This is a genomic window from Pseudoalteromonas fenneropenaei (assembly GCF_042643375.1).
GTDB classification, from domain to species: Bacteria; Pseudomonadota; Gammaproteobacteria; order Enterobacterales; family Alteromonadaceae; genus Pseudoalteromonas; species Pseudoalteromonas fenneropenaei.
The window spans coordinates 23,133-46,055 of record NZ_JBHRSD010000040.1 but is presented as its reverse complement, the minus strand read 5'-3'; the positions used below and the strand labels follow the sequence as shown (position 1 = coordinate 46,055).

Below are 22,923 nucleotides of genomic sequence, written 5' to 3'. Positions count from 1 at the left end.
ACTTCCTAGATAAAATAAATTGAATGAAGGCGTTACGCCGAGTTTTGTGTTGTTATCGCACGCGCAAGCCATTTTTCCAAAGTGGAGGCGAGTTGCTCAAATTGCAACGGTTTACTTAAATAATCGTCCATACCTGCTGCCAGACATGCTTCACGGTCACCCTGCATAGCATTTGCAGTTAAGGCGATGATAGCGAGTTTGGCTGCTTTGCTGCCCGCGTGTTCAGCACGAATTAAACGCGTGGCTTCATAACCGTCCATTTCTGGCATTTGGCAGTCCATTAAAATAAGGTCAAATTCACCATGCGCCTCATTGAGCATAGTCAGTGCTTCTTTACCATGTTGCGCCGTGTGTACCATCAAGCCGAGCTTACCGAGAAGGTTTTGCGCAACAATTTGGTTTACCTTGTTATCCTCTACTAACAATATCTTGCCGCGCAACTTCCTAATACTGGGTTTAGTGTGCGATTTCACTTCAACTTGGCAGAGCATCAAAGCCGTTGCAGGCGTTAATGGATAGCAACATTCCATGTCTGGTTTTGGCGATGACCATAAGCTAACACTGGGTTGGCTCATCGTTGCAATCTGCGCCCACAACAGCTGCCTTTTGCTGATCAGCTGTTGTAACTCGTTACTGGCGTCAGAGTCGTTGCTAAATATCAAAGGGTCGACAATTAAGCGCATGGTGCGGTCGGGATTGTCTCTCAGATATTGCAGCCCAGACGTCGCGCTGGTAAAGACCTGTGTGGGCATATGCCAAGGTGCCAGCAGATGGCGTAACGCTGAGCCAGCTAAATCCGCGGGAATAAAAAGCAAAAGCTCACTGCATGAAGTTGCCATCGCGGCAATCGCTTTAGGGCTTTGTAACTCAACAAAAAATGTAAAGGTACTGCCGATATTGGGTTTGCTATAGGCGCTTAAAGTGCCGCCCATTAATTCGCAGAGCTGACTGGCGATGGTTAAACCTAGGCCCGTACCACCATATTTACGCGTGGTAGAGCTGTCAGCTTGAGTAAATGAGTCAAAAATGGTGGCCAATTTCTCTTTGGCGATGCCAATACCAGTATCTTCAACGCTACACCATAACCGCATACCTTCTTTAGTTTGTTCTGTGTAGCAGGTCAGGTTAATGCGGCCTTGTTCGGTAAACTTAATGGCGTTACTCAGTAAATTATTCAGCACTTGCCTGAGGCGATGTGGGTCGGTTTTGGCAAACTGCACCTGCATATTACGACAGTCTATTTCCAACTTGGTTTGCATCGCTTCGGCCTTCAGTGCAAATGCGCTTAAGGTATCGCTCAATAAACTGACTAAATCAACTTCCACACTTTCGATAGTAAGCTTGCCTGCTTCGATTTTGGAGAAGTCGAGAATATCGTTGATGATAGTTAATAGCGCGTCAGCTGAGCTTTGTGCAAGCTGAATATGATGACGTTGTTTGTTGTTAAGTTCAGTATGTTGCAGCACGGTCAGCATACCTAAAATGCCGTTCATGGGGGTGCGGATTTCATGACTCATACTGGCCAAAAAGTCAGATTTGACCTTAGCTGATTGTTCTGCCAGCTCCTTTTCCATTAAGGCCAGTTGCCGAGCTTTTTGCTGCTCTTTGTTGGTGTGTAAGCTGCCAAGCAAAACGGCTAGTGCTTGTAAAAAACGCTTATCGTTGAGTGTCCAAGCTGGGCGACTTTCACTAAACTCAGCACATAATGCGCCCATGACTTTACCCCGATGATGAATGGGGCAAATTAGCAGGGCATTGATTTCAAAAGGGACTAGGTAGTGATCTTGCAACGCTTTGGTAAGTTCATGTTGGCGTGCAGAGGTGATCTGTAACGGTTTTTGAGTTTCGATGGCGGCAAACAGCTCAGGCACTAAACTGCTGCGCCAAGGAGGGAACTGCACCATGGTCTTATTGAGCGTGTGGCTAAAACTGCTCGGTGCTAACTGTTGCCTGTCGTCACTAAACAGCCAAATGCTGGCGCGCTCGCAGTTTACGCCTTCACAAATCGCGTCAGTGAATAGAGGATGAGCAAGCTCTAGCTGCGTATCTAAAAAGGCATCATGCGTGGTTAGACGCGCAAGGTACTCATTGTGCTTAGCAATTTTATCGTGTTCTAACTCCATTTTTTTGCGTTCATCGATATTCTGCACTGAGCCTTGCACTTCTATACAGCGGCCCTGTTCAAAGCGCGGGTAACCTTTAACGGAAATCCATTTTAACTGGCCACTTTGTGTGGCTATCAGCAGCTCTTCTTCAAAGCTTTGGCCTTGTTTAATGGCTTTATCCATTAATTCTTGGGCACGTTTGCGATGCTTGCCTTGAACAAAAAACTCTATGGTGCTCATCCAGCCGGGCACAAATTGGTCTGGGGTGTCGAAAATGGTTTTGGTCACATCAGACCAATAGACTTCTCGAGTGCGCAGGTTTACTGACCAAGCGCCGACTTCGGCCAAATGACTCATGGTACTCAAGTGTTGTTCATTGTCTTGAATTTGTTTGATGATCCGCTCTAAAAACAAAAACGCTGCAATAAACAACCCAAGGAAGGTAATTAAAGTAAGACGAAAGGGCCAAATGGCGGCGCTGTCTGCTTGCCAGCCCTGTTTTGGATAGGCGGAAAAAGCCCAAACTTGGTTATTTGGCAGGGTGATATTCATCACCAGCGCATCTTGCGGTAATGCTTTTTGCTCTCCATAAAAGACGGTATTTTGACTGTCTTCGCCAGTTAAACTCTGCATGCGAACTTGAAACTGCTCTTCAAGGGTGGGTAAATCGACGGCCTGATATAACTTGTTCATATCAATCACCACCGACAATAGCCCCCAAAACTGCTTCGTTTCTTGGTGAAACACGGGGATGCGGGCAATTAATGCATCGCCCCCTTGCACTAACTTAAGTGGGCCGGAGATCACCACATTACCGCTATCGCGGGCAGCAATCGCGGCTTTGGCCTGCGTTGGATGGGTAAGTAAATTAAGTCCAATTGCTTGCTCGTTTCCCGCTAGAGGATACATGCGGCTTATCACCATATCAGGAGCGGCACCAATATTACGTAGGATTCGGCTATGTTCGTAAAGTGGCGCAACGATTTGTTCAAACTGATATTGCTGCAAACTGGTTTTTTCGGCCAATGCAATGGCCAAGCCTCGCACCATTTGCAGGTTACTGGTAATTTCATTTTCCAGTGTGGCGCGATAGTAACTGAGGTCTTCGTAAGCTTGTGTTTTGGCGACTTCTTTGAGGCGATTGACGTTAACTCGGTCAACAAACCAGCCAGCCAATGCAATAGTGGCAAGAATAAACCAAAAGCCCACTTTCAACGAGCGCGCTCTCCTTGGCGATATCGGCGATGTGAGATGCATGATGATGTCGTTAGTCCTGTAATGAATTAACTATAGAGCACTGCCACTACAAGAGAAAGGTGAGAAATTGTAAATTCACAACGCAGCAAACGTTTTTAGTGCTCTTGTGGGTTAAATCTATCTTTATTTTGAGGTTTTTTGGCCTTGTACCTTGAGCTCTTAAACCGTAGTCATTAAGGTGAATTAAAAGTAACAAGTTGTCATTTGAGCGTCGCAAAGCCAAGTTAGGCTATCGTTATATGCAGGCGTAAGTGACTGACAAAATGGATTATAAACCTAACTGGAGTCCAACATGTTGATGTGGATAAAACGCATTTTTATTGTGGTGATGGTGCTACTGCTGGCGTTGACAGCGTTAATTTACGGCGCTTTGTCATTAAGTTTACCGACTTTGGATGGACAAGGGCGCAGCAATGGTATTAAACAATCCGTCATAGTTGAGCGTGACCAGCTAGGTACGGCGGTGATCACGGCCAGTAGTCGAGCGGATGCGGCGTTTGGCTTAGGCTATGCGCATGGCCAAGATAGATTCTTCCAAATGGATTTGCTGCGCCGCAATGCGGCTGGAGAACTGAGCGAACTCTTTGGTAGCGCTGCACTCAAGTTGGACGAAAGCATGCGTTTTCATCAGTTAAGGGCGCGAAGTACCGCTATTTTTAACAACTTACCTGCGGATCAACAGCAAATTTTACAAGCTTACTCGCAGGGAGTGAATGAAGGACGCGCGCAGGTCGGTTTCAACAGTTTTGAATATTTGCTAACTGGGGCTGATATTGTGCCATGGCGCCCAGAAGACAGTTTACTGTGTATTTTTAGCATGTATCTAGACTTGCAAACGGCGACTTACGAGCGTGATGAAGCGCTTATCTATTTAGATAGCTTATTTGGTCAGCAGATGCGTGAGTTTGTGATGCAACCAAGTAACTATCAGGCGGCATTGGATGGCAGTATTCAAAGTGCCGCACCTGCAGTTATCCCCGAGTTGCAACCAAGCCAGTTGGCACAAATTTACACCATCACCGAGCCACCTTTATATGGTAGCAATAACTGGGCTGTGACTGGCACGCACACTGCGACAGGGGCAGGTATGTTATCGGACGATATGCATTTAAGTCTCAATGTGCCAGCGATTTGGTATCGAGCGCAGCTGAACTACCCATCGCAAGGGCAAAACCGGCAAGTGACGGGGGTGTCTTTGCCTGGTGCGCCAGCCATAGTGGTGGGCAGTAACAATGAAATCGCATGGGGTTTTACCAATGGTTATCTTGATACAGCTGACTGGATTGCATTGAATGACACAGAGGTGACCCAAACTGTGGTAGAAACCATTGCACTACCAAAAGGGCAAAGCCACCGCTACGAATTAACCATGAGCCAATATGGGCCAGTTAAGCGCTTTAATGGTCAGCGCTATGCGCTGAGTTGGGTGGCGCATCAACCTTATGCCTTGAATTTAAAATTATTAGATTTAGAAGGCTTGCAAAGTGTCGAACAAGCCATTGCACTAGCTCCCCAAGTTGGTATTCCAGTACAGAATCTAATGGTGGTGGATAGCACGGGGAATGCAGGATGGCGACCCATGGGAGCTCTTCCTGCACGGACGCAACCAAGCGATGTTGCTGTCGCAAGTGCTGATTATGATAAGGCTTGGCAAAGCAACGAATTGCTACGCCCTAGCGTGATAAACCCACCTGTGGGTAAATTATGGACGGGTAACTCGCGCGTTATGAGTGTCGATGAGCAACGGCGTTTTGGTGATGGAGGTTATGCGCTGGGCGCTAGATCTGCGCAGATCCGTGACCGTTTGGCGGAAAAACAGCAGTTTAATGAAACTGATTTTAATGCTTTGCAACATGACAACGAGGCACGCTTTTTACAACCTTGGCATAAACTATTAGTCGGTGTGCTAAATGCGGCCAATCAATCGAATCCGCAGTTTGCGGAAGATCTCCAATATTTGGCGGCATGGGGTAATTGCGCCTGTGCTGAGTCGGTTGGCTATACTTTGGTCAAACGTTTTCGCGACCAAGTGATTGATGTCACGTTTGCTCCAGTAGAAAGCCAGTTGCGTCAACACAAAAGTTCGCTCAAAGCACTAAAGCGTTATTTAGAGCCTGCGATGTGGCAGCTGTTAACTGCTAAGCCACAGTCTTGGTTACAAAATTACCCTGATTGGTCGGCGCTGCTATTAGATGCGTATCAACGCAGCAAATCCACGCTGTCAGAGCAACATGGCGCGGGGATGGCCGCTTGGCAGTGGGGGAAAGTGAATGCGCTTCAGATCCAACATCCGTTTAGTAAGCAAATCCCGTTGCTAAGTAGCTTTCTCGATATGCCAGAGATACCTGCCTTTGGCGATACTTTTATGCCAGCGGTACAGGGACCACATTTTGGTGCATCGCAGCGTTTTATCGCCCAGCCCGGTCATTTAGATAAGGCTATTTTAACCATGGCGGGTGGTCAAAGCGGTCATCCGTTATCAAGCTATTATCGCGCAGGTTTTGTGGCATATGCCAAGGGCGAGGCAACACCATTGTTGCCAGGCGCAATTGAGCATAGGCTAACGATAGTACCGCAATAACCCGACTAGGGCTTTGTCCGCTGCGAAGTGATTGACATTACAGGGGCCGCAGTCACTTTGTTGCGGCCCGCGTGTTTGCTGTCGTAAAGCGCTGCATCGGCGTGTTGCAGCACGGATTTAAAGTCCATATCTTTACCCCATTCAACCACGCCAAAACTCATTGTCACTCTCAACATGTTGTGTGCAAACGCATGTTCTGCAATCGCAATACGTAAACTTTCCATGCGCGCCATGGCTTGCCCTAATGAACAAGGTGAAAGCACCAGTAAAAACTCTTCTCCGCCCCAGCGCACGGGAATATCCGCAGGATGCATATGTAGGCGCAGTTGCTCTGTCACATTACGTAAAATATCATCGCCTTTATCGTGACCAAAGCTGTCATTGATGCGTTTAAAGTGGTCTATGTCAGCCATGACCACGCACAACGGGGTTTGGGTCTGTAAACTGGACTCATGTGCTTGATGAATAAGACCCGTTGCATAACGGCGGTTGTAGAGTTGGGTGAGAGGATCAATAGCCGCGAGCTCTGCTAATTCATGGCGTTGCTTAAAGGTGATTTCACGAATTTGGCCTATGGTATAGATCATAGGAATGCCGCAGATAAGCACATTGAGTACATGCACATATGGGACTAGCTCGGGGTAAGCGTAGTGGTAAGTGATATCGGCATAGCCTAAATTAAGCAGCGCAAAGGTCGCTATCATAATCAGTGCAGCTACCACGGCATGGGATAGCTTGAGCTGATAATCCAACAATACTAAACAGGACACAGTCCATAAATAATACTGAAAACCTAACGACATGCCGAGATGAGCGCAGACCAAGCTGGCGTGGATCGCTACCTCAGCACAGAAAATCCGTAGCGCTAGTGAGCTATTACCCTTATCAAGCAGCCAAATACCAATGCCCCAAGTGGCGACACTACCGACATTGACCCACGCTAATAAAGTCACACCTAAATGAGCAAAAACCCCAATGAGCAAGAGGTGGAGAAGCAAGCAATACCAAGCGACTTGACGAAATAATTTATATTTCAGTACTTCAACTTTATCGGGTTCGCTGTGAGGATGGTCGTAGACAGTCACTGACACCACTTCTGCAAATACGGCAATAATGGCAAGTATAGATGATGATGTTGATTTTTTGCTCTACTTTTATCAAAGTGATGTAAAGCCTAAGCAAACTATAAATAAGAGACAAATATGAATAACAACAATTACTTGAAGTGCATAATCAGGTTGACGGCGGTGGCGGCAATGTTCAGTAGCCTTACCGCTACGGCGGTGGAGTTTAAACAGCAAAAGCTCTCTGAGCATTTGACCGTGCTGTATGGCGAAGGAGGTAATATCGCGGTACATCATGGGCAAGATGGCTTGTATATTGTGGATGACCAGTTCGCAAGGTTGAGTGACGAGATAAAAAAGCAGTTGCAGTTGTTGCATCCAGCTCAAGCGGAATTTGTGATTAATACCCATCATCATGGCGACCACACTGGTGGCAACGAAAACTTTGCCAATGCAGGTAGCCATGTTATTGCTCAGCACCAAGTACGGCATAGATTACAAGACAAACATGGTTCGGACAGTGCGTACTTGCCTAGGCTGACATTTAGTGAAGATTTAAGTTTGCACTTTAATCAAGAGCATGCTCAATTGCGGCATTTTGCACACGCACATACAGACGGCGATGCTGTGGTGTTTTTTACGGTTGCAAATGCTGTGCATATGGGCGATTTGTTTTTCAATACTGGAAGTTTACCGTTTGTGGACGTAGATAGCGGTGGTAGTGTTGATGGTTTGTTGCAGGCACTGCGGCAAATTGCCGCGATGATTGACGATAACACTAAAGTGATTCCAGGGCATGGGGAGGTGACTAATCGCGCAACACTGCTCAGTTATATTAAGTTAATAGAAGATGCGCGGACTTCGCTGTTAAACAGTATGGCGCAATTGGCGAGTGAAGATGAAGTGGTAAAAGCCGATCCGCTCGCGCCGCTCGGTTTGGAATATTTGCAGTGGCTAAGTAAAGAACGGGTGACGCGATTGTTTTATCGTAGTCTTAAGCAGTCAGACAAGATTAAGTAAATCCATGGGAGCTGTTTAACTAGCTTGAGAGGTATTTGCAGACATTTTTATTCACCTTGTTGCAGTTCATTTGCAGTAACCTGAAGCTTGGCTCAATTTCGCAGTTGGCTGCGAACTTGCTTTGTAGCAATTGCGCCAAGTGAAAGCACTTGCGTACTGTATAGACGGTGCGTAATTTAATAAGTGTTGCTAACGCCCGTAGTGGGTGACGCACATTCCCCAATTAACGAAGTAAGGAATACGATATGACGATACTATTGAGCTGCGCTTTACTCGCAGTGCTCTTGCCTTATCTAGCCAAAATTCCGGTAGCATATGCCCAGCAGCAAGCTGGTGGGTATGATAATCACCAGCCGCGTCAACAGCAGGCGACGCTCACTGGTTTGGGGGCTCGAGCTGTTGCTGCCCACCAGAATTGTTTCGAGGGTCTGATTATATTTGCGGTGGTCTTTGCCGCCGTTCTTGCAACTAATACGACCGGTGCGGCAGTACAATATTTGTTTGTGACGCATGTAGTAGCACGGGTGGTGTACTGTATTTGCTATTGGTTAGATATCCATTTATTGCGCTCTATTGTTTGGGCGGTGGGATACCTTAGTTTACTGGCGGCATTGGTGCTGTGTTTTTAGGTAAATGCGGAAGCTCTGGTGGCGCTTACTGCCACCAGAGCGCGAGGTGAAAAATCTGCCCATTCTAACTAACTTGAAGTTCAGGCTAATTAAAACGCCCCATCACAACAAAACGCGTATCAGGAAAGAGTACCCCAGCTTGCGGTAGTTTCAACGCGTTAAAACCAAAACGCTGCATCACAGGCACCCGATGTTCAGGACAATCCAGTAATAAGCTTTTTACCCCTAAGCGGTCACATAAGGACAAACGTTCACGGATAAGTGCTGTTGCAATGCCTTTACCACGCCAAGCTGGTGTAACGACCAGTCTACCCATAGTGGCGAAAGGCGGTGATAAAGACAGCCCTTGATATAAGCTCTGCTCAGGTAAATGATCTAAGTTATCACTAATGCACAAGCGAGCAGTGGCGATTAACCCTGAGCCTGAGGTCACACCCCAGAGATGCGCATGGCGATCTGCCTCCTCTAGCCAAACTTGTTGACAGGCGTGTTGGCGTTCGCTCAGCTGGTGGTCTTGCCAAATGGATGCACGCAGCAAGCCAATTTCATTAAGTGTTGCAGGCGATGCATGTGAAGGCGCATAGTACTGCGTGTGTAACGCGGGCAGAGTTGCAAGGTTTGACGGCATGATTATTATCCTTATAACGTCACGTTAGCCTGCTATTTTAGACGATGGCTAAAGTTAAACTCGTTTTAGAGTCTAGTTACTATGCGATAAAATGCCGAATAATTGTTACTTTTTTGTTGTTTTTCGCTGCTTTTTCTTCCCTGAAAAAGAGAGAGTTTGGGAATGATTTTAGGTCAACATCACTAACACTGCTGCTAGCGCAATCAAGACTAATCCCACGGTATCACGGCGTTTTGTGGGTTGTTTGAGCCACAATGTAGCAATCGCAATGGTAAAAAACACTTCGATTTGGCCGAGGGTTTTTACGTAGGCAACGTGTTGTAAGCTCATGGCGCTAAACCAACCGATTGAACCAACACAGCTACAGATACTGATGCTAGAAGTCAGTTTGCGGTGTTGCCATAACTTTTGCCAAGAGATAGGTTCCTTCCAGCATAAGTAAATCGCTAATATTAGCGTTTGGCTTAATAACACCATCAACAGCACCCAAGCTGCACTATGGGGGAAAGGCAGTTGTGCGGCAAGACTGGCCTCGCGAACCCACAATGAAGTAAGCGCAAACGCCGTACCGCAGGCAATGCCTAACAACGCGGTTTTAGCGTTAAAGCGCCGTAGCGATACACCGCTTAACAGCATCACGGCTATTGAACCAATCAGCACCCCAAGCCAACCGAGACCCGATAGCGTGGAGCCAAAAAATAACACACCTAAAATGGCAGCAACTAACGCCTCACTTTTTGCAAGTCCTGCGCCAACGGCATAATTATTTTGTTTAAATAACACCACCATTAGTGCCGTTGCGAGGATCTGCATTAAACTGGCGCCGAGTACATAACTGACAAATACCCAATTAGGCTGCAAAATTGGCGCGGGAAAAAGCTGGTAGAGTGCCCATAAATAAGCCGCTGCCAAAGGGCCAGCCACAATAAAGCGTGCGAGGGTGACGCTGGCAACACTGGCGTGTTGGCTGAGCTGGCTTTGTAAGGCGTTGCGCCAAGCCTGTGCAAACGCAGCTAGTAAGGTAAAAGCTATCCAGATCATGATGTTACAAGGTGGGAGTAGATGCGCCTAAGCTATCTAGGTTTGGCAAAAAGTGCCATGGCTTTGTGCGAATAATGAAAATAACTCAAGTCGATAGCAAGACACTGCGACAATCTGTCGCAGTGTCTTGGCGCAGTTTCCTGCTTATACTGATATGGATGCTACAAACACGCTAAGCCGCCAGCTTTAACAACTGGCGGCTTTTGTGTTTAAAATTGTCCGTTTAAGCCACGACTTAATGTTCTATTCTGATCATTTCAACTTCATCGCCGAGCAATGGCTTAGTTTGAGCGCCTGCATCCATGCGGTAGTCTAGTTGTACGGTATGCCAAACGGAAGTGTCGGCTGGTGGGGTATAACGCCACTGCGCAACGGCGGCAATACTGGTCTTATTAAAAATCGCTTGTGGCTCGGCTTTTAGCACCTCGACATCTCGAGTGTTTCCTTGCGCATCTAGACGAAATTTGAGCACCACCGCGCCTTCGATGGCTTGCTGAGCCGCTTCAATTGGGTATTTGGGCTCAACGCGATAAATCGGCGAGCTGTGTGCTTTTTTGGGTTGCTCAAGCGTAGGGGTTTTATTGCTAAGTGCCATTGCACCTAATGAAGTGCCTAAGCACAATAAGACCACGGCTTGTACGCTGCGACGTATGGCGTTGGGTTGGCGGATATGTTGTAGTCTTTGTAGCATCATATTTTTATCTCCATATTGACTAAATACCATCGGCACGTGCTGGGTTGCTTGCAAGCTGGTGAGTAACGCCTTGCTATAATCCAGACGTACTTGGTTTGGTTGCTTATCTAGCACGACTTCGTCGCAGGCAAGTTCTTGTTGGCGGCGTAAACTGGCAAAGGCCAGCCAAAATAACGGGTTGAACCAGTTGATTAAACACATCAACAGCATCAAGGCGCTAAATTGATTATCACCACGGCGCAGGTGAGTTTGTTCATGCAGTAGAATAAGCGCTTGCTGTGAGGAGCTAAATTGGTTTGCAAACTGACTTGGTAACACTAATCTTGGCTGCCATATACCAATCACCATAGGTGCATGGAGCAAGCTTGAGTAATATTGACCTTCTTGTTGGTAGATATTGAGTTGGCGCACAAAGAGCCGATGCTGTAGCGCACAGCAGGCCATCAGTGCAACCATAATGCTGCCATAAAGCCAATCTATGGCAATATTCCAAGCCGTTGCTGGAATGCTATTGGGATGCACCACAAACCGTTCACTCATAGTAAAAACAGGGGCATTGAGCTGCGCCAGCCACACCGTCGGGATGTGGCTGAATAGTATAGCGACAGGGAGCGCCCACCATAAACGCAGTACAAAACGCGCACCCAATTGAGGCACTAAATATTTTTCAGCGACGATCAGCGCCAGTAGTAAACTACTTAGCCACACTTGTTGAGAAAGCAGCCAACTCAGCATGTTAACGCTCCTTCTGGTTTTCCCAGTCTTGGATCACTTGTTTTAGCTCATCGATGTCCTGCTGAGACAATTGTTGGCTTTTCGCAAACCCACTGATCAAAGGCGTCAAACGACCATTGAAAAAATGCGAAAGAAAACTGCGACTGGCTTTAAGGGTGTACTCTTCGCGTGAAATTAAAGGACGGTAGATATATTCGCGACCTTCCTTGGTGAAGTCGATGGCTTGCTTTTTTACTAAACGACCAAGTAAGGTTTTAATGGTCTTTTCGTGCCAGTCACTGTGATCACTAAGCCGACCAATAATATCATTGGCCTTAGCAGGATGGCCCTGCCACAAAGCTTCCATTACCGCAAATTCTGCTTTTGAAAGTTCAATCATGATATCGCCTACAGGTGTAATCTTTGATATTAAGATTACTCTTGTAATCTAAAAGTGCAAGTTTATTTTCATTAGGGCACTATTAAAAATAAGGGAAAGTTGTTGATTTGGCAATTAATGATAGTGATTATCATTTCTGTTGACTCGATGTCCGCGGCTATGCTAGATTTTTGTCGTTTACTACTCAAAACGAAAAAGGACATTTATATGAAAGTAACACCCCTATTAAAAGGCTTAATTTTAGCGTCTAGTACATTAGTTATTAGCAATGTTTCGGCGACTAAGGCAGAGTCTAATTTAGTAGCCAACAACTACGATTTTAGAATTGGAGTGCAGGTGTTAGATGACGCTGGGCGTGATCCTGGACGAGTTGAATATACGGGCTACTTGACTTCTGGTTCAGTAACTCAGACGGATTGGGTCACAGACCGAGATGCGTATGATCCAGATGCAATTAAATTGCATTTATCAGTACTGAAAGGTGTACCCAACAATAAAGACTTTCGCTTAGCAATTCAAGCAGCAGACAAGCGCGGTAATGGAGACTTCGGTTACTGGCAATATACACCGTGGGCTAGTGAAGGTGGTGGTTGGTCAGGGTTTGCGTTTGATGCTGACAGATATGATCCTGACGCAGTGAGATTAAAAATAGAAACTCGAAACTGGCAAGTGCCTGCGGCTCTACAAGATTTTAGAATTGGTTTGCGAGTTGCCGATAAAAAAGGTAGTGACATTGGTGAGTCTACTTTTACACCGTGGGCTTCGCAGGGAGGCGGCTGGACAGATCTCGCTGTTGATTCCGATTCGTACGATTTCGATGGTTGGGAAGTCAAACTGGAAGTTAGAAGTTATTAAATCATGCAATTTTAATTAAACTTTTAATAAATTTGCTGTGTCGCAGAAAGCTCAATAAAAGTGCTTTCTGCTATTTTTAAATCATCCACAGAAATATTTCCTATTCTTGTTCTAATTAAATCAATTACTTTATAGCCACAATATTTCGCCATTTTCCGTATTTGCCGATTTAGCCCTTGCTTTAAAACAATACGGAATTGATTTGGAGTGATTAAACTGACTTCACAAGGCAAGGTGAGCTGACCATCAACAGGCACGCCATTCGCCATAGTGTGGCAAAACTGCGCATCTAAAGGTTTATCTACCGTTACCCAATATTCTTTCTCAACATGTTTATCAGGATGGATAAGCCGTTGGCAGAGTTCGCCATCGTTGGTAATAAGCAATAACCCGCGACTGTCTTTGTCTAGGCGGCCAATCGGATAAAGCCGAGTATGGGTTGGGAGAAAGTGGATAATGCTATTGGCATCTGCATGATTTAGTTTGCAATCAATGCCAACGGGTTTGTGGTAAGCAAACAGTTGCTTTTCTGCCAGCCCAGCGACTTTTTGTCCTAAAACAACAATTTCATCTAACTCAGTAACGTGGTCAATATGATTTGCCAACCGTCCATTGACTGTGATGTCACCTGCATCTATCAAACGTGAAGCTTGCCTGCGAGAGCAGACTCCAGCATGGGTTAAATATTTTGCAAGGCGCATTGGTACTGTGAGCATCGGCAAACAAAGGTTCTACAGAGTTGAGGAAGGGAATTGTAACACTGGAGAAGCTGCGAGCGAAGTATGGAGGGGGTCCGCTGTAGGAAAAGACACAAAACTTCTCTATACTGCGCACGTATTTTTATAGGGACATACTATGAAGAAAGCTATTTTTACACTGGCGATTGGCGACAATCCCATGTATCAAGCCGCATTATTGAGTTTTCAGCACTATGCAAGCAAAGTTGGAGCTGAGCTGATTGTATCTGAGCAATTACACTACCCAATCCATATTCATAAGCCGCGTTACAATGCCAATCCTGCCTGGGCGGAAAAGCTTAGAATTGGTGAGTTGCTAAAGACCTATGATAGAGTTTTATACGTAGATAGCGATATATTAATCCATCCGGACGCTGACAATATTTTTTCAGAATATCCTGAATTAGATACGGTTTTTTGGTTTAACGAGGGACAAGTTATTGCCAGAGATAGCGAAGTTAAATTAATTGAAGATTGTTTTGGAAAGGTAAGTTGGGGTGAAGTTCAAGAAAAACCAACATATTATAATGCCGGAGTTATTCTCGCTTCGAGTAGTAGCAGTCCGTTTTTAAAGGCAAACTTAGAAGACTTAAATCTGTTATGTAACAATATTAAGTTTTATGAACAAACTTACTTCAATTACTTGCTTCATAAGCATCAGCTTAAACATCAAAGCTTAGATAAACGATTTAATCGCATGGATATGTTTGGCAAAACAGACTATCTCAAGAGCGATTTTATTCATTACGCAGGTAAAGGTTATGCGAAAAATAACCGCCGTCGCGATGTGCAATTTTTGCGCGATTTTGCCTTGTTATATAGCAGTATCGTGGAAGCTGGGAAGATCGCAGAACTTAAAGCGCGGGTATGGCAACAATACCTTGATAAAATCTATCGTAAATACCCTTTACCAAAACCACTGCTAAGAGCCCTGTGTCATTTGTATGTGCCACGTTAGAGTGGCACTTATAGCTAGCGGCTGCGGGCGAGAAGCTTGTGGCACTTTTTACAGCGACAATTAGCTTCGGGTGATAATCTGCTGGATTGCCACGTCAAACTTGCGGCTATGTACTATCCCTAATTGCTTTAAACGCGTGTCTTTAAGCGCACAGTTATAGGGCCTAGCCGCACTTTGGGTGGGCTCGGGCACGGCAACTAGACTACTTGCATTTTGCCCCAACGCGGCGGCTATTACACAGGCCATATCGTATTTAGTCATGGCTTGCGAGTCAGAAACGTGAAATATCCCAGCGCTTTGTGCAGCAGGTAAAGCGATAAGGTCAGCAATGGTTTGCGCCACATCGGCAACATGGGTTGGGTAGCGCACTGCCCAGTGGTCATGACTGCTTTGCGGATTTTGTTGGATCTGCTGTGCTATCACAGTTACCGCTGATTCAGCTAAATACTCAACCTCGCCGTACAATACCGGTACGCGAATAATGGTATGGCTGGGGTTAATTGCAACAATGGCCTGTTCCGCCATCATTTTACTTTTGCCATAAAAATTTAACGGGTTGGGCGTCGCGTTTTCTGCATACGGAGCATTTTTGCCATCAAAAACATAATCAGTACTGATAAAAAACAAGCGGCTTTGTTGTTCGTGGCATAGCTCTGCCAGCAAGCGACTGGTTTCCACATTTAATGCTAAGGTTTGCTCAGGATCGTTTTCGCAAACATCAGGCTTACGCTCGGCGGCCGCGTGAATAACAACGCTAGGCTGGTATTTAGCAAAAAATGCGCGCACAGCAGCAGCGTCATTCAAGTCAAGTTGTACAAGCGGTGCTTGCGCGCGGCTAAAGCCTGTACCAATGATATCTAAGGTAGGGAACTGCGCTTGGCATTGCGCGTAAATTGCACGGCCTAAAAGTCCTGTTGCACCGGTAATAAGTATGCTCATCTTGAGTTCCTAAAAGGTTGCATTTGATTTATTTTACCTTATTCTGGTTGTTTTAAGGTCACTTATATTAACTGACAGTGGTGGTCGAGAGTACCGTATCTTACTTGTTTTTGTGGGTGTCGTTGACAGTTAATAAAGCTTAATACTTTACAATTCAATCTATTGCTTTCTCATCCCAAGCTTAGGCTGACTACAATAAGGAAATTGCGATGTTTATAAAGGTGTTATTGATTGCGCTATTAGGGCTGATGTGGAGTCAGTACACTAACGCGACTATTTTGTATCAGCATGAGCAAGGCTGCGAGTTTATTGATAAACCGCTGTTAAAACTAGATGTGGTGCAATCGCGCAGCGGTATTTCGGAGGATACAGAGGCTGAGATAGCGAAACTCAAACAAAAGTTATTTGTGAAGCTTAGCCGAGATTATCCCGAATATCAGGCGTTAGCTATGGTTAAGGTTGTACCATCGGTTGAGTATCTAGCCAAAGATTCAACAATATTTAAAGTGATGGCACAGGCAAAGGTGGTCACAACATGTAGCGCAGAGATAGTGCAAAATGGTGATGATTTAAAGCAATTTGTCCGTCTTGGCGCCATGAAGCCGCTAAATATTGAAAGGGCAATAACCGTCACTCCTAAAGCTGTCCCAGTTGTGAAACCCATCGCCGCGAAAGACCTTTTGATCACTCGTGATACTGTGTTAGGTCTGAAACTTGGTAGTGATATCACAGCTGCGCAAGCACTACTTGGACGTTTTTCTTTATGGTGGCAAATCAACCCTAACGACGCTATCGCACTGGTTGGACGAAACCTTGCGTTATTTTATCGACAAAATCAGCTCATTGGTTTTCAATATCATATTGCCTTACTGCCAACAGCACTAAACAATAGGCTTGAGTTTTTGAACGATCAAGCTGAACTTGCAGTGCAAGTCTCAAACACTCGGTTACGCCTAGACGCTGAAATTAGCCAAACGCAAGAGCTGCAACTCAAAACCGACTTTGCTGAAGTTGATATCGCGACCTACATAACTGGGCACGAGCAAAGTGCACTTAAACTACTTGGTTTACGTCAAGGTCAGGTCATCACACTCGCAAGTAAACAAGCGGCATTGCCTTGTTTTACGAGTTTGGACGCGGCGGACGCTATCGCAGGCCAAGATCTCATTGAGTTTTATCAACAAGACAACAAACCATATTACTTTACTGGTTGCCATCAAATGCTTGAATTGGATCATAGCGGTACGGTCACTGCATTAGAGTTACTTGATAAGATAAGCCCCAAACGCATTGAACTTAGTGCATTACAACAGTGGCTCGAGCGGTCGCAGGCGTGGCATTTTTCCGGAGTGAATTATTTAGATACCGAGCAAGCACTTAGCAAGCTCGGCCAAATTGAAATCACAGGTGATTTTGCCGAGCTCCAATCGCCGCAGTGCTACGGTCATTTTGAGCTGTATGATGCCCAAGTGGTCACGGGTAAATTGCAATGCCTGTGAGCATTAGTTGCTAGCGCGTTGTGAGTAAGGTGCGCAGTTGTAGTACATCACTGATTTCGGCATCTGGTAAGCCTGCGTAAGTACCGTTGTGTGTGGCAGATAAACGTAGCCAAGCACTATGACAGCCAGCCAGATTGGCGCCTTGCACATCGCTCTCTAGGCTGTCACCAATGTGTAGTATCGCCTGTGGTGCAACTTGCAAACGTTGGCTGGCTTGTATAAATAAATCGGCGGCGGGCTTGGCTTGGCCATCACGGCCTGCTTGCAACACAAACTCAAATTGGTCGCGCAAGTTAAAACGCGCGACTTCTACGTTACCATTGGTGATGGCAATTAAGCGAAAATGCTGACGTAATTCTGCAAGCAAGTTGAGCACTTCGTCACTCACGACAATATTACTGCGCGCCTCAGCAAATGCTTGATAGGCTGCAGTGGCATGCTGCTCGACGGCACTTGGCTCATAGCCGAGTTCGTTGAGGGCAAAACGTAAGGCGACTTGACGCCAGCGGCTAACATCATGTTCTAATTCAGGCTGTTGTTCTTGCACCGCACGGCGACAATCGCGCCAAAAATGCGGATCATGATGCGGCCAATTTGCTAAACTCGTTAAATAGTCGAGCATGGCTTGCACCGCCGCTTTGATAATTGGGCGGTTGTCGTACAATGTGTCGTCTAAATCAAACGACAACACCGAAATGGCTCCGATAGTACGGTTAAATCGCATTATCCCTCCAAAGTTGCAGATAAGTGTTCAGTGTACGGCAAGGCTCAAGGCTTTTGCTTGCGCGCTCGAGGATGCGCATGGTCATACACTTTGGCCAGATGCTGGAAATCCACATGAGTATAAGCCTGAGTTGCAGATAAACTACTATGACCGAGCATTTCCTGCACCGCGCGCAAATCACCACTGGATTCTAAAATATGGCTGGCAAATGAGTGGCGTAACTTATGTGGGTGAACAGGTGTGCTGACCCCTTGTTTGAGACCCCATTCTTTCATTCTAGCGCGCACATGGCGCACTGAAATGCGGGTTTTACGTTTGCTCACAAACAAAGCCAGTTCGTCTGGTGGTGCGTAGCTGGGGCGTAATCGTAACCAAGCATCAATGGCGGCAAGTGCCTTACGACCCACAGGGACGACGCGCTCTTTACTGCCTTTACCCATAACACGGATCTCACCGTCTCGAACGTCGCCCAAGTTAGCGTTGACCAACTCGCTTACTCGCAGGCCGCTAGAGTACATCAACTCCATCATGGCTTTATCGCGCACCGCCAATTCGTCCTCTGGGGCGATTTCCAGTAATTGCGCCATTTGGTCAACATCCAAGTTCTTGGGTAGCGGTTTTTGGAACTTAGGCCCTTTGATACCTTGCGCGGGATTGTTGCAAGGCTCGCTCTGACGACGTTGTAAAAACTTGTAGAGGCTACGAACGCAACTTAATTTGATATTGATAGAGCGCGGATTAAGCTGTTTGGCGCGTAGGTTCATACTGTAACGGCGCACCAACTCTGGGGTCACGCTGGCCCAGCTGCTACAGTGTGCGGCAAAATAGGCTGCGGCTTGTTGCAGCTGTAAGCGATATTGGCTTTGGGTATGCGCGGAGTACTGCTTTTCTTGGCTAATATACGCCATAAAGGCATCAATGGCGGTAAGCCAGGCTGGCGAAAGCTCGGCTTGCGCGGTCATGATAGCGCTTTTAAACGACTGGATAAGCTGAGAATAAACTCGCTGATCAGCAAATTGTCATTGTCTGGAGCGAAGTGCTCAGGGTCGTCACTGGCCAACGCGAGCAGAGCCAAAGGGGCTTGGCTGTCGCCAAGCAAATACAGCGCCACCGATTGCACCGATTGCTCTGGCCACAACAACGCTTGTTCGTCGTGGCTTAGTCGACCTAAATAATGACCGCGGCGACCAAGGCGGTTTGCCACTAAGGCGGTAAAGCGCAGTTCAAACTCGAAGAGCTGACAATGGCTGATATTAGGTACTTGGCCAAGTTCATGACTGACTAAGGTTTGTAATTCCGTCACGCTATTGGCATTTGCCAGCTGTCGCTGACAAGCGCTAAACAATTTGAAAACCCGCTCATTGTCGCGAGCATGGCGGATTAAATCACTGATCTGGGCTTTAAACGCGGCATTTTGCTCACGCAATAAACGTTGCTGTTGCAAAGCAAGATTCGGCAGCCCTTTGTCATCACTATGCAGTTGTAATTCCAACAACAAGTATGGATGACGAGCAAAAAAATCGGGGTGGCGACTTAAATAGGCCGCTATCTGATGTTCTTGCAAGTCGGTAAACTGATCAGGTGATTTATATTGGCTCATATTGCAATTTGTCCATCAAACACGTGCTCTGCAGGGCCGGTCATGCGTACCGGATTGCCTTCGCCACTCCAACGGATCTGCAAGCTACCACCAGGTAAATCGACTTGTACGGTACTGGCCAGTTTGCCCTGCAGCATACCCACCACTGCCGCCGCGCAGGCGCCGGTGCCGCAGGCTAAGGTTTCACCCGCACCACGTTCCCAAACGCGCAGTTTGACGTGTTCGTTATTAACTATCTGCATAAAGCCGATGTTGGCGCGTGCAGGGAAGCGCTCGTGTAGCTCTAATAACGGACCGAGTGTTGCAACATCAGCACGGTCAATGTCTTCCACTATCATGACGGCATGTGGATTACCCATCGACACTGTGCTTAAAAACACCGTTTGCTCTAGCACTCGGAAAATATAGGTTTGCTCGCGTTTGCTGGCTTTCATTGGGATTTGCGCAGGTTCAAACTGCGGGTGACCCATATTGACCGTGACTTGGCCGTCCTTTTCGGTAAACAAAGTAATGTTGCCCGCTTTAGTTGATACCAAGACTTTGTGCTTGTTGGTTAAGCCTTTCATGCGCACAAAGCGAGCAAAGCAACGCGCGCCATTGCCGCATTGTTCGACTTCGCTGCCGTCGGCATTAAAAATCCGATAGTGAAAATCTATGTCGGGAGAATAAGGCGGTTCGACCAGTAATAATTGGTCGAACCCGACGCCAAAGTTTCTGTCGGCTAAGCGTTTGATCTGATCGCGCGATAAAAACACATTTTGGGTGACATTATCAACAACCATAAAGTCATTGCCGAGCCCATGCATTTTTGTAAAATTGATTAACATAGTGTCCGTTACAAACCATGTGATTGGCTACAGCATGCCACACTGACTGGGATACTGCAGCCTTTTTTCATTTTGCACTGCGAGAGTTAGTTATGGCAGCAGTTGCTCGCCTTGCCATAATTGTTCTAACACTTCGCGTTGACGCACTAAATAATGTTGTGTGCCATCAACCATTACTTCGGCGGCGCGAGGGCGCGAGTTGTAATTGGAGCTCATGCTAAAGCCATAAGCGCCTGCGCTACGCTGAACTAATAAATCCCCTTCGGCTATCGCTAATTCACGGTTTTTACCGATAAAATCACCGGTTTCACATACCGGCCCGACCACATCGTATTCGTGCGTTTCGCGCTCTGGCATTTTCTCGGCTTCGATAATGGCCTGCCATGCCCCATACAATGAGGGCCGCAACATGTCATTCATGCCCGCATCGACAATGGCAAAGCGTTTATCTGCGCTCTGTTTTATAAACTCAACTTTGGTCAGTAAAATCCCCGCATTAGCCGCAATCGCACGGCCCGGCTCAAAAATCAGCTCAAGGTTGGGGAAGTCTGCTAACGCAGCGCGAATTTGCGCAGCATAAGCACTTGGATGTGGCGGCTTTTCGGTGTTGTAAGGAACGCCTAAGCCGCCGCCTATATCTAAGTGGTGCAGCACAATTCCGGCACTAGCTAGTTGCTTGATAAGCGCAAGGACTTTATCTAACGCAGCAAGAAATGGTTCTATTTCAGTTAGTTGTGAACCGATATGAAAATCAATCCCGACTACTTCAAGGCCGGGTAATGCATACGCTAGCTGATAAACTTCAAATGCTTGCTTAATATCGATACCAAACTTGTTTTCTTTTAACCCAGTCGAGATATAAGGGTGAGTTTTAGCGTCAATATCTGGGTTAACGCGCACAGAAATCGGCGCGGTTTTACCCAAGCGACTAGCGACGGCACTTAAGCGTTTTAGCTCAGAAGTCGATTCGACGTTAAAGCATTTGATCCCAACCTCTAACGCAAAGGCAATTTCTTGCTCAGTTTTTGCCACGCCGGAAAAAACCACCTTGCTGGCATCACCACCGGCCTTAAGCACGCGCGCTAATTCACCTTGCGACACGATATCAAAACCGGCGCCAAGGCGCGCAAGAACATTTAACACGGCCAAGTTGGAGTTGGCTTTAACGGCATAACAAATAAGGTGCGGATGACCTGCTGCTGCATCAGCAAAGGCGTGATAATGGCGCTCTAATGTTTTGCGTGAATAAACATAACAAGGAGTGCCATAAGTTTTCGCTAATTCGCTGACGGCGACATCTTCGGCAAATAAACTGTCACCTTGATAATTAAAATAATCCATGCTTGACCTCGGTTATGCTGGCTCGCCAACTGGCTTAACGGCAGGCTGCTCATTGCCTACTTTTGGCTTATTGTTGTCTTGGCTTTGATTGGGTTGGGTAGGCTCAGGTAAATAGAGTGGACCGCTTTGACCACAAGCGCCTAGCAGTAACATAGTGCTGACCACAGCCAAGTTACGGAGTGAAGAAAGAGTGTTCGCTTTCATTAGCTTAATACTGTCGGTGGCTTTATAATCGCAGGGTAACAGAATTACTAAAAAAAGCAGCAATTCGCGGGTGAAAATTATTCCTGTTAGACTTGTCTGAGACTCGAAAAGGATACTAGCCATGACAGATCATGAATACCATGAATTGGTCGATGCACTGATGCTTTGCCTTGAAGAACAAGTGGAAGCCTGTGAAGTCGACTTGGATTACGAAACCAATGGCGGTTTGTTAGAAATCATCTTCCCAGATCGCAGTAAAATTGTGATCAATAAACAACCTCCATTACACCAAGTTTGGGTCGCGACCAAGTTCAACGGTCATCATTTTGAGTTGCACGGTGATAAGTGGATTGATAACCGCAGCGGCGCTGAGTTTTGGCAGTTTATTAGTGAAGCTGCATCGCGTCAGGCGGGGCAGGCCGTTGCATGGCAGGCAAACTAATGCTGGACTTTGTTGATTATCAGGTTGGTGAGCAACATACCGCCAGTGTGATTTGGCTACATGGGCTTGGCGATTCTGGCCATGGTTTTTATCCCGTTGCAGAAGCTCTGCAAATGCCGGCAGACAGCGGTGTGCGGTTTATTTTCCCGCATGCGCCTGAGCAGGCTATTACGGTTAACGGTGGCATGCGCATGCGTGCTTGGTATGACATCAAGTCTTTTGATCTAGATAAAAGAGCCGATGAAGCTGGTGTGCGACAATCCGCTGATTTAGTTGCGGCATTGATTGCGCGTGAGATTGCCGCAGGTATAGATCCGGCCCGCATTATTTTGGCTGGCTTTTCTCAAGGTGGGGTAATTGCCTTGCACCTTGCGCCTCGTTTGGAGGTGCGCCTTGGTGGGGTCATGGTGCTATCGACTTACATGTGCGCGCCGCAGAAATTGGTTGATGAGTTATGTCAGCCAGAGCTTGATATTTTCATGGCGCACGGTACGGTAGATGAAGTGGTTCCTTATGCTGCGGGTGAAATGGCCAAGCAAACTTTAGAGGCGGCGGGCTACCAACCACAGTGGCATAGCTACAAAATGGCCCATCAAGTGTGTATGGAAGAGTTACAAGACATTCGCAATTGGCTGTTGCAGACACTTGCGGTGTAATGAGGAAA

General features: G+C 46.6%; 22 protein-coding genes. 8 read left to right on the top strand and 14 right to left on the bottom strand.

The features are described from left to right. Nucleotides 1-32 precede the first annotated feature (32 nt). Nucleotides 33-3,314 (bottom strand): ATP-binding protein, encoded by a 3,282-nt coding sequence (locus tag ACFOEE_RS18590; protein WP_377128054.1) that lies wholly within the window; start codon nt 3,312-3,314, stop codon nt 33-35. A 340-nt stretch (nt 3,315-3,654) separates the two neighbouring features. Here ACFOEE_RS18590 and ACFOEE_RS18585 point away from each other — a divergent pair, with 340 nt between their 5' ends. Continuing rightward, nucleotides 3,655-5,943 (top strand): penicillin acylase family protein, encoded by a 2,289-nt coding sequence (locus tag ACFOEE_RS18585; RefSeq protein ID WP_377127941.1) that lies wholly within the window; start codon nt 3,655-3,657, stop codon nt 5,941-5,943. Nucleotides 5,944-5,948: 5 nt separating this feature from the next. On the opposite strand, the gene ACFOEE_RS18580 is transcribed toward ACFOEE_RS18585, so the two are convergent. Next, the gene (locus tag ACFOEE_RS18580) at nt 5,949-7,034 is read right to left on the bottom strand and encodes a GGDEF domain-containing protein (RefSeq protein WP_377127938.1); all 1,086 of its coding nucleotides are present in this window, start codon (nt 7,032-7,034) and stop codon (nt 5,949-5,951) included. A 165-nt stretch (nt 7,035-7,199) separates the two neighbouring features. On the opposite strand from ACFOEE_RS18580, the gene ACFOEE_RS18575 reads away from it, so the two are divergent. Both ACFOEE_RS18575 and ACFOEE_RS18570 read left to right on the top strand, forming a co-directional pair. Next, a complete protein-coding gene (locus tag ACFOEE_RS18575; protein ID WP_377128051.1) occupies nt 7,200-8,027 on the top strand; it encodes an MBL fold metallo-hydrolase in 828 nt (275 codons plus the stop codon). A gap of 245 nt (nt 8,028-8,272) precedes the next feature. Beyond that, nucleotides 8,273-8,656, top strand: a complete 384-nt coding sequence (locus ACFOEE_RS18570) for an MAPEG family protein (protein WP_377127935.1) — start codon at nt 8,273-8,275, stop codon at nt 8,654-8,656. 85 nt (nt 8,657-8,741) lie between these two features. Here the strand turns inward: ACFOEE_RS18570 and ACFOEE_RS18565 are convergent, their stop codons facing one another. The 4 genes from ACFOEE_RS18565 to ACFOEE_RS18550 all read right to left on the bottom strand — a co-directional run bounded on the left by ACFOEE_RS18565 (nt 8,742) and on the right by ACFOEE_RS18550 (nt 12,133). Beyond that, on the bottom strand, nt 8,742-9,284 hold the full coding sequence (locus ACFOEE_RS18565; protein WP_377127932.1) for a GNAT family N-acetyltransferase: 543 nt from the start codon (nt 9,282-9,284) through the stop codon (nt 8,742-8,744). Nucleotides 9,285-9,452: 168 nt separating this feature from the next. Beyond that, the gene (locus tag ACFOEE_RS18560) at nt 9,453-10,325 is read right to left on the bottom strand and encodes an EamA family transporter (RefSeq protein ID WP_377127929.1); all 873 of its coding nucleotides are present in this window, start codon (nt 10,323-10,325) and stop codon (nt 9,453-9,455) included. Between the two features lie 235 nt (nt 10,326-10,560). Next, the gene (locus tag ACFOEE_RS18555; protein WP_377127926.1) at nt 10,561-11,754 is read right to left on the bottom strand and encodes a TonB family protein; all 1,194 of its coding nucleotides are present in this window, start codon (nt 11,752-11,754) and stop codon (nt 10,561-10,563) included. 1 nt (nt 11,755) lies between these two features. After that, nucleotides 11,756-12,133 carry a BlaI/MecI/CopY family transcriptional regulator gene (locus tag ACFOEE_RS18550; protein ID WP_377127923.1) on the bottom strand — a complete coding sequence of 126 codons (378 nt, stop codon included), beginning with the start codon at nt 12,131-12,133 and terminating at the stop codon, nt 11,756-11,758. A 207-nt stretch (nt 12,134-12,340) separates the two neighbouring features. Here ACFOEE_RS18550 and ACFOEE_RS18545 point away from each other — a divergent pair, with 207 nt between their 5' ends. Further along, a complete protein-coding gene (locus ACFOEE_RS18545) occupies nt 12,341-12,988 on the top strand; it encodes a hypothetical protein (protein WP_377127920.1) in 648 nt (215 codons plus the stop codon). A 23-nt stretch (nt 12,989-13,011) separates the two neighbouring features. On the opposite strand, the gene ACFOEE_RS18540 is transcribed toward ACFOEE_RS18545, so the two are convergent. Then, on the bottom strand, nt 13,012-13,704 hold the full coding sequence (locus tag ACFOEE_RS18540) for a pseudouridine synthase (RefSeq protein WP_377127917.1): 693 nt from the start codon (nt 13,702-13,704) through the stop codon (nt 13,012-13,014). 139 nt (nt 13,705-13,843) lie between these two features. Between ACFOEE_RS18540 and ACFOEE_RS18535 the strand changes: the two genes are divergently transcribed. Beyond that, the gene (locus tag ACFOEE_RS18535; protein ID WP_377127914.1) at nt 13,844-14,683 is read left to right on the top strand and encodes a glycosyltransferase; all 840 of its coding nucleotides are present in this window, start codon (nt 13,844-13,846) and stop codon (nt 14,681-14,683) included. Nucleotides 14,684-14,743: 60 nt separating this feature from the next. Here ACFOEE_RS18535 and ACFOEE_RS18530 read toward each other — a convergent pair whose 3' ends face one another. Further along, nucleotides 14,744-15,622 (bottom strand): dTDP-4-dehydrorhamnose reductase family protein, encoded by an 879-nt coding sequence (locus tag ACFOEE_RS18530; RefSeq protein ID WP_377127911.1) that lies wholly within the window; start codon nt 15,620-15,622, stop codon nt 14,744-14,746. A gap of 209 nt (nt 15,623-15,831) precedes the next feature. On the opposite strand from ACFOEE_RS18530, the gene ACFOEE_RS18525 reads away from it, so the two are divergent. After that, the gene (locus ACFOEE_RS18525; protein WP_377127909.1) at nt 15,832-17,121 is read left to right on the top strand and encodes a hypothetical protein; all 1,290 of its coding nucleotides are present in this window, start codon (nt 15,832-15,834) and stop codon (nt 17,119-17,121) included. 10 nt (nt 17,122-17,131) lie between these two features. Here ACFOEE_RS18525 and ACFOEE_RS18520 read toward each other — a convergent pair whose 3' ends face one another. From ACFOEE_RS18520 to lptM, 6 genes are all read right to left on the bottom strand, one after another. Further along, nucleotides 17,132-17,848 carry an HAD-IA family hydrolase gene (locus ACFOEE_RS18520; RefSeq protein WP_377128048.1) on the bottom strand — a complete coding sequence of 239 codons (717 nt, stop codon included), beginning with the start codon at nt 17,846-17,848 and terminating at the stop codon, nt 17,132-17,134. Nucleotides 17,849-17,889: 41 nt separating this feature from the next. Beyond that, a complete protein-coding gene (xerC, locus tag ACFOEE_RS18515; RefSeq protein WP_377127906.1) occupies nt 17,890-18,807 on the bottom strand; it encodes a tyrosine recombinase XerC in 918 nt (305 codons plus the stop codon). Continuing rightward, nucleotides 18,804-19,445 carry a DUF484 family protein gene (locus ACFOEE_RS18510; RefSeq protein ID WP_377127903.1) on the bottom strand — a complete coding sequence of 214 codons (642 nt, stop codon included), beginning with the start codon at nt 19,443-19,445 and terminating at the stop codon, nt 18,804-18,806. Before ACFOEE_RS18510 ends, xerC begins: the two co-directional genes overlap by 4 nt. Beyond that, the gene (dapF, locus tag ACFOEE_RS18505; RefSeq protein ID WP_377127900.1) at nt 19,442-20,272 is read right to left on the bottom strand and encodes a diaminopimelate epimerase; all 831 of its coding nucleotides are present in this window, start codon (nt 20,270-20,272) and stop codon (nt 19,442-19,444) included. Before dapF ends, ACFOEE_RS18510 begins: the two co-directional genes overlap by 4 nt. A 90-nt stretch (nt 20,273-20,362) precedes the next feature. Beyond that, nucleotides 20,363-21,613 carry a diaminopimelate decarboxylase gene (gene lysA, locus ACFOEE_RS18500; RefSeq protein WP_377127897.1) on the bottom strand — a complete coding sequence of 417 codons (1,251 nt, stop codon included), beginning with the start codon at nt 21,611-21,613 and terminating at the stop codon, nt 20,363-20,365. Between the two features lie 12 nt (nt 21,614-21,625). Continuing rightward, entirely contained in the window at nt 21,626-21,817 is a 192-nt protein-coding gene (gene lptM / locus ACFOEE_RS18495; RefSeq protein ID WP_377127894.1) for an LPS translocon maturation chaperone LptM, read from the bottom strand. A 121-nt stretch (nt 21,818-21,938) separates the two neighbouring features. Between lptM and cyaY the strand changes: the two genes are divergently transcribed. Both cyaY and ACFOEE_RS18485 read left to right on the top strand, forming a co-directional pair. After that, on the top strand, nt 21,939-22,259 hold the full coding sequence (cyaY, locus tag ACFOEE_RS18490; protein ID WP_377127891.1) for an iron donor protein CyaY: 321 nt from the start codon (nt 21,939-21,941) through the stop codon (nt 22,257-22,259). After that, nucleotides 22,259-22,915: an alpha/beta hydrolase gene (locus ACFOEE_RS18485; protein ID WP_377128045.1), complete on the top strand. Its 657-nt coding sequence runs from the start codon at nt 22,259-22,261 to the stop codon at nt 22,913-22,915. Before cyaY ends, ACFOEE_RS18485 begins: the two co-directional genes overlap by 1 nt. Nucleotides 22,916-22,923 lie beyond the last annotated feature (8 nt).

Bases quoted from the DNA above. Each gene is read 5' to 3' on its own strand.
- ACFOEE_RS18545 (WP_377127920.1), top strand. From the start codon at position 12,341: ATGAAAGTAACACCCCTATTAAAAGGCTTAATTTTAGCGTCTAGTACA.
- ACFOEE_RS18560 (WP_377127929.1), bottom strand. From the start codon at position 10,325: ATGATCTGGATAGCTTTTACCTTACTAGCTGCGTTTGCACAGGCTTGG.
- ACFOEE_RS18565 (WP_377127932.1), bottom strand. From the start codon at position 9,284: ATGCCGTCAAACCTTGCAACTCTGCCCGCGTTACACACGCAGTACTAT.
- ACFOEE_RS18570 (WP_377127935.1), top strand. From the start codon at position 8,273: ATGACGATACTATTGAGCTGCGCTTTACTCGCAGTGCTCTTGCCTTAT.
- ACFOEE_RS18535 (WP_377127914.1), top strand. From the start codon at position 13,844: ATGAAGAAAGCTATTTTTACACTGGCGATTGGCGACAATCCCATGTAT.
- xerC (WP_377127906.1), bottom strand. From the start codon at position 18,807: ATGACCGCGCAAGCCGAGCTTTCGCCAGCCTGGCTTACCGCCATTGAT.
- ACFOEE_RS18555 (WP_377127926.1), bottom strand. From the start codon at position 11,754: ATGCTGAGTTGGCTGCTTTCTCAACAAGTGTGGCTAAGTAGTTTACTA.
- ACFOEE_RS18585 (WP_377127941.1), top strand. From the start codon at position 3,655: ATGTTGATGTGGATAAAACGCATTTTTATTGTGGTGATGGTGCTACTG.
- ACFOEE_RS18540 (WP_377127917.1), bottom strand. From the start codon at position 13,704: ATGCTCACAGTACCAATGCGCCTTGCAAAATATTTAACCCATGCTGGA.
- dapF (WP_377127900.1), bottom strand. From the start codon at position 20,272: ATGTTAATCAATTTTACAAAAATGCATGGGCTCGGCAATGACTTTATG.
- ACFOEE_RS18510 (WP_377127903.1), bottom strand. From the start codon at position 19,445: ATGAGCCAATATAAATCACCTGATCAGTTTACCGACTTGCAAGAACAT.
- ACFOEE_RS18530 (WP_377127911.1), bottom strand. From the start codon at position 15,622: ATGAGCATACTTATTACCGGTGCAACAGGACTTTTAGGCCGTGCAATT.
- ACFOEE_RS18525 (WP_377127909.1), top strand. From the start codon at position 15,832: ATGTTTATAAAGGTGTTATTGATTGCGCTATTAGGGCTGATGTGGAGT.
- ACFOEE_RS18485 (WP_377128045.1), top strand. From the start codon at position 22,259: ATGCTGGACTTTGTTGATTATCAGGTTGGTGAGCAACATACCGCCAGT.
- ACFOEE_RS18550 (WP_377127923.1), bottom strand. From the start codon at position 12,133: ATGATTGAACTTTCAAAAGCAGAATTTGCGGTAATGGAAGCTTTGTGG.
- ACFOEE_RS18575 (WP_377128051.1), top strand. From the start codon at position 7,200: ATGTTCAGTAGCCTTACCGCTACGGCGGTGGAGTTTAAACAGCAAAAG.
- lptM (WP_377127894.1), bottom strand. From the start codon at position 21,817: ATGAAAGCGAACACTCTTTCTTCACTCCGTAACTTGGCTGTGGTCAGC.
- lysA (WP_377127897.1), bottom strand. From the start codon at position 21,613: ATGGATTATTTTAATTATCAAGGTGACAGTTTATTTGCCGAAGATGTC.
- cyaY (WP_377127891.1), top strand. From the start codon at position 21,939: ATGACAGATCATGAATACCATGAATTGGTCGATGCACTGATGCTTTGC.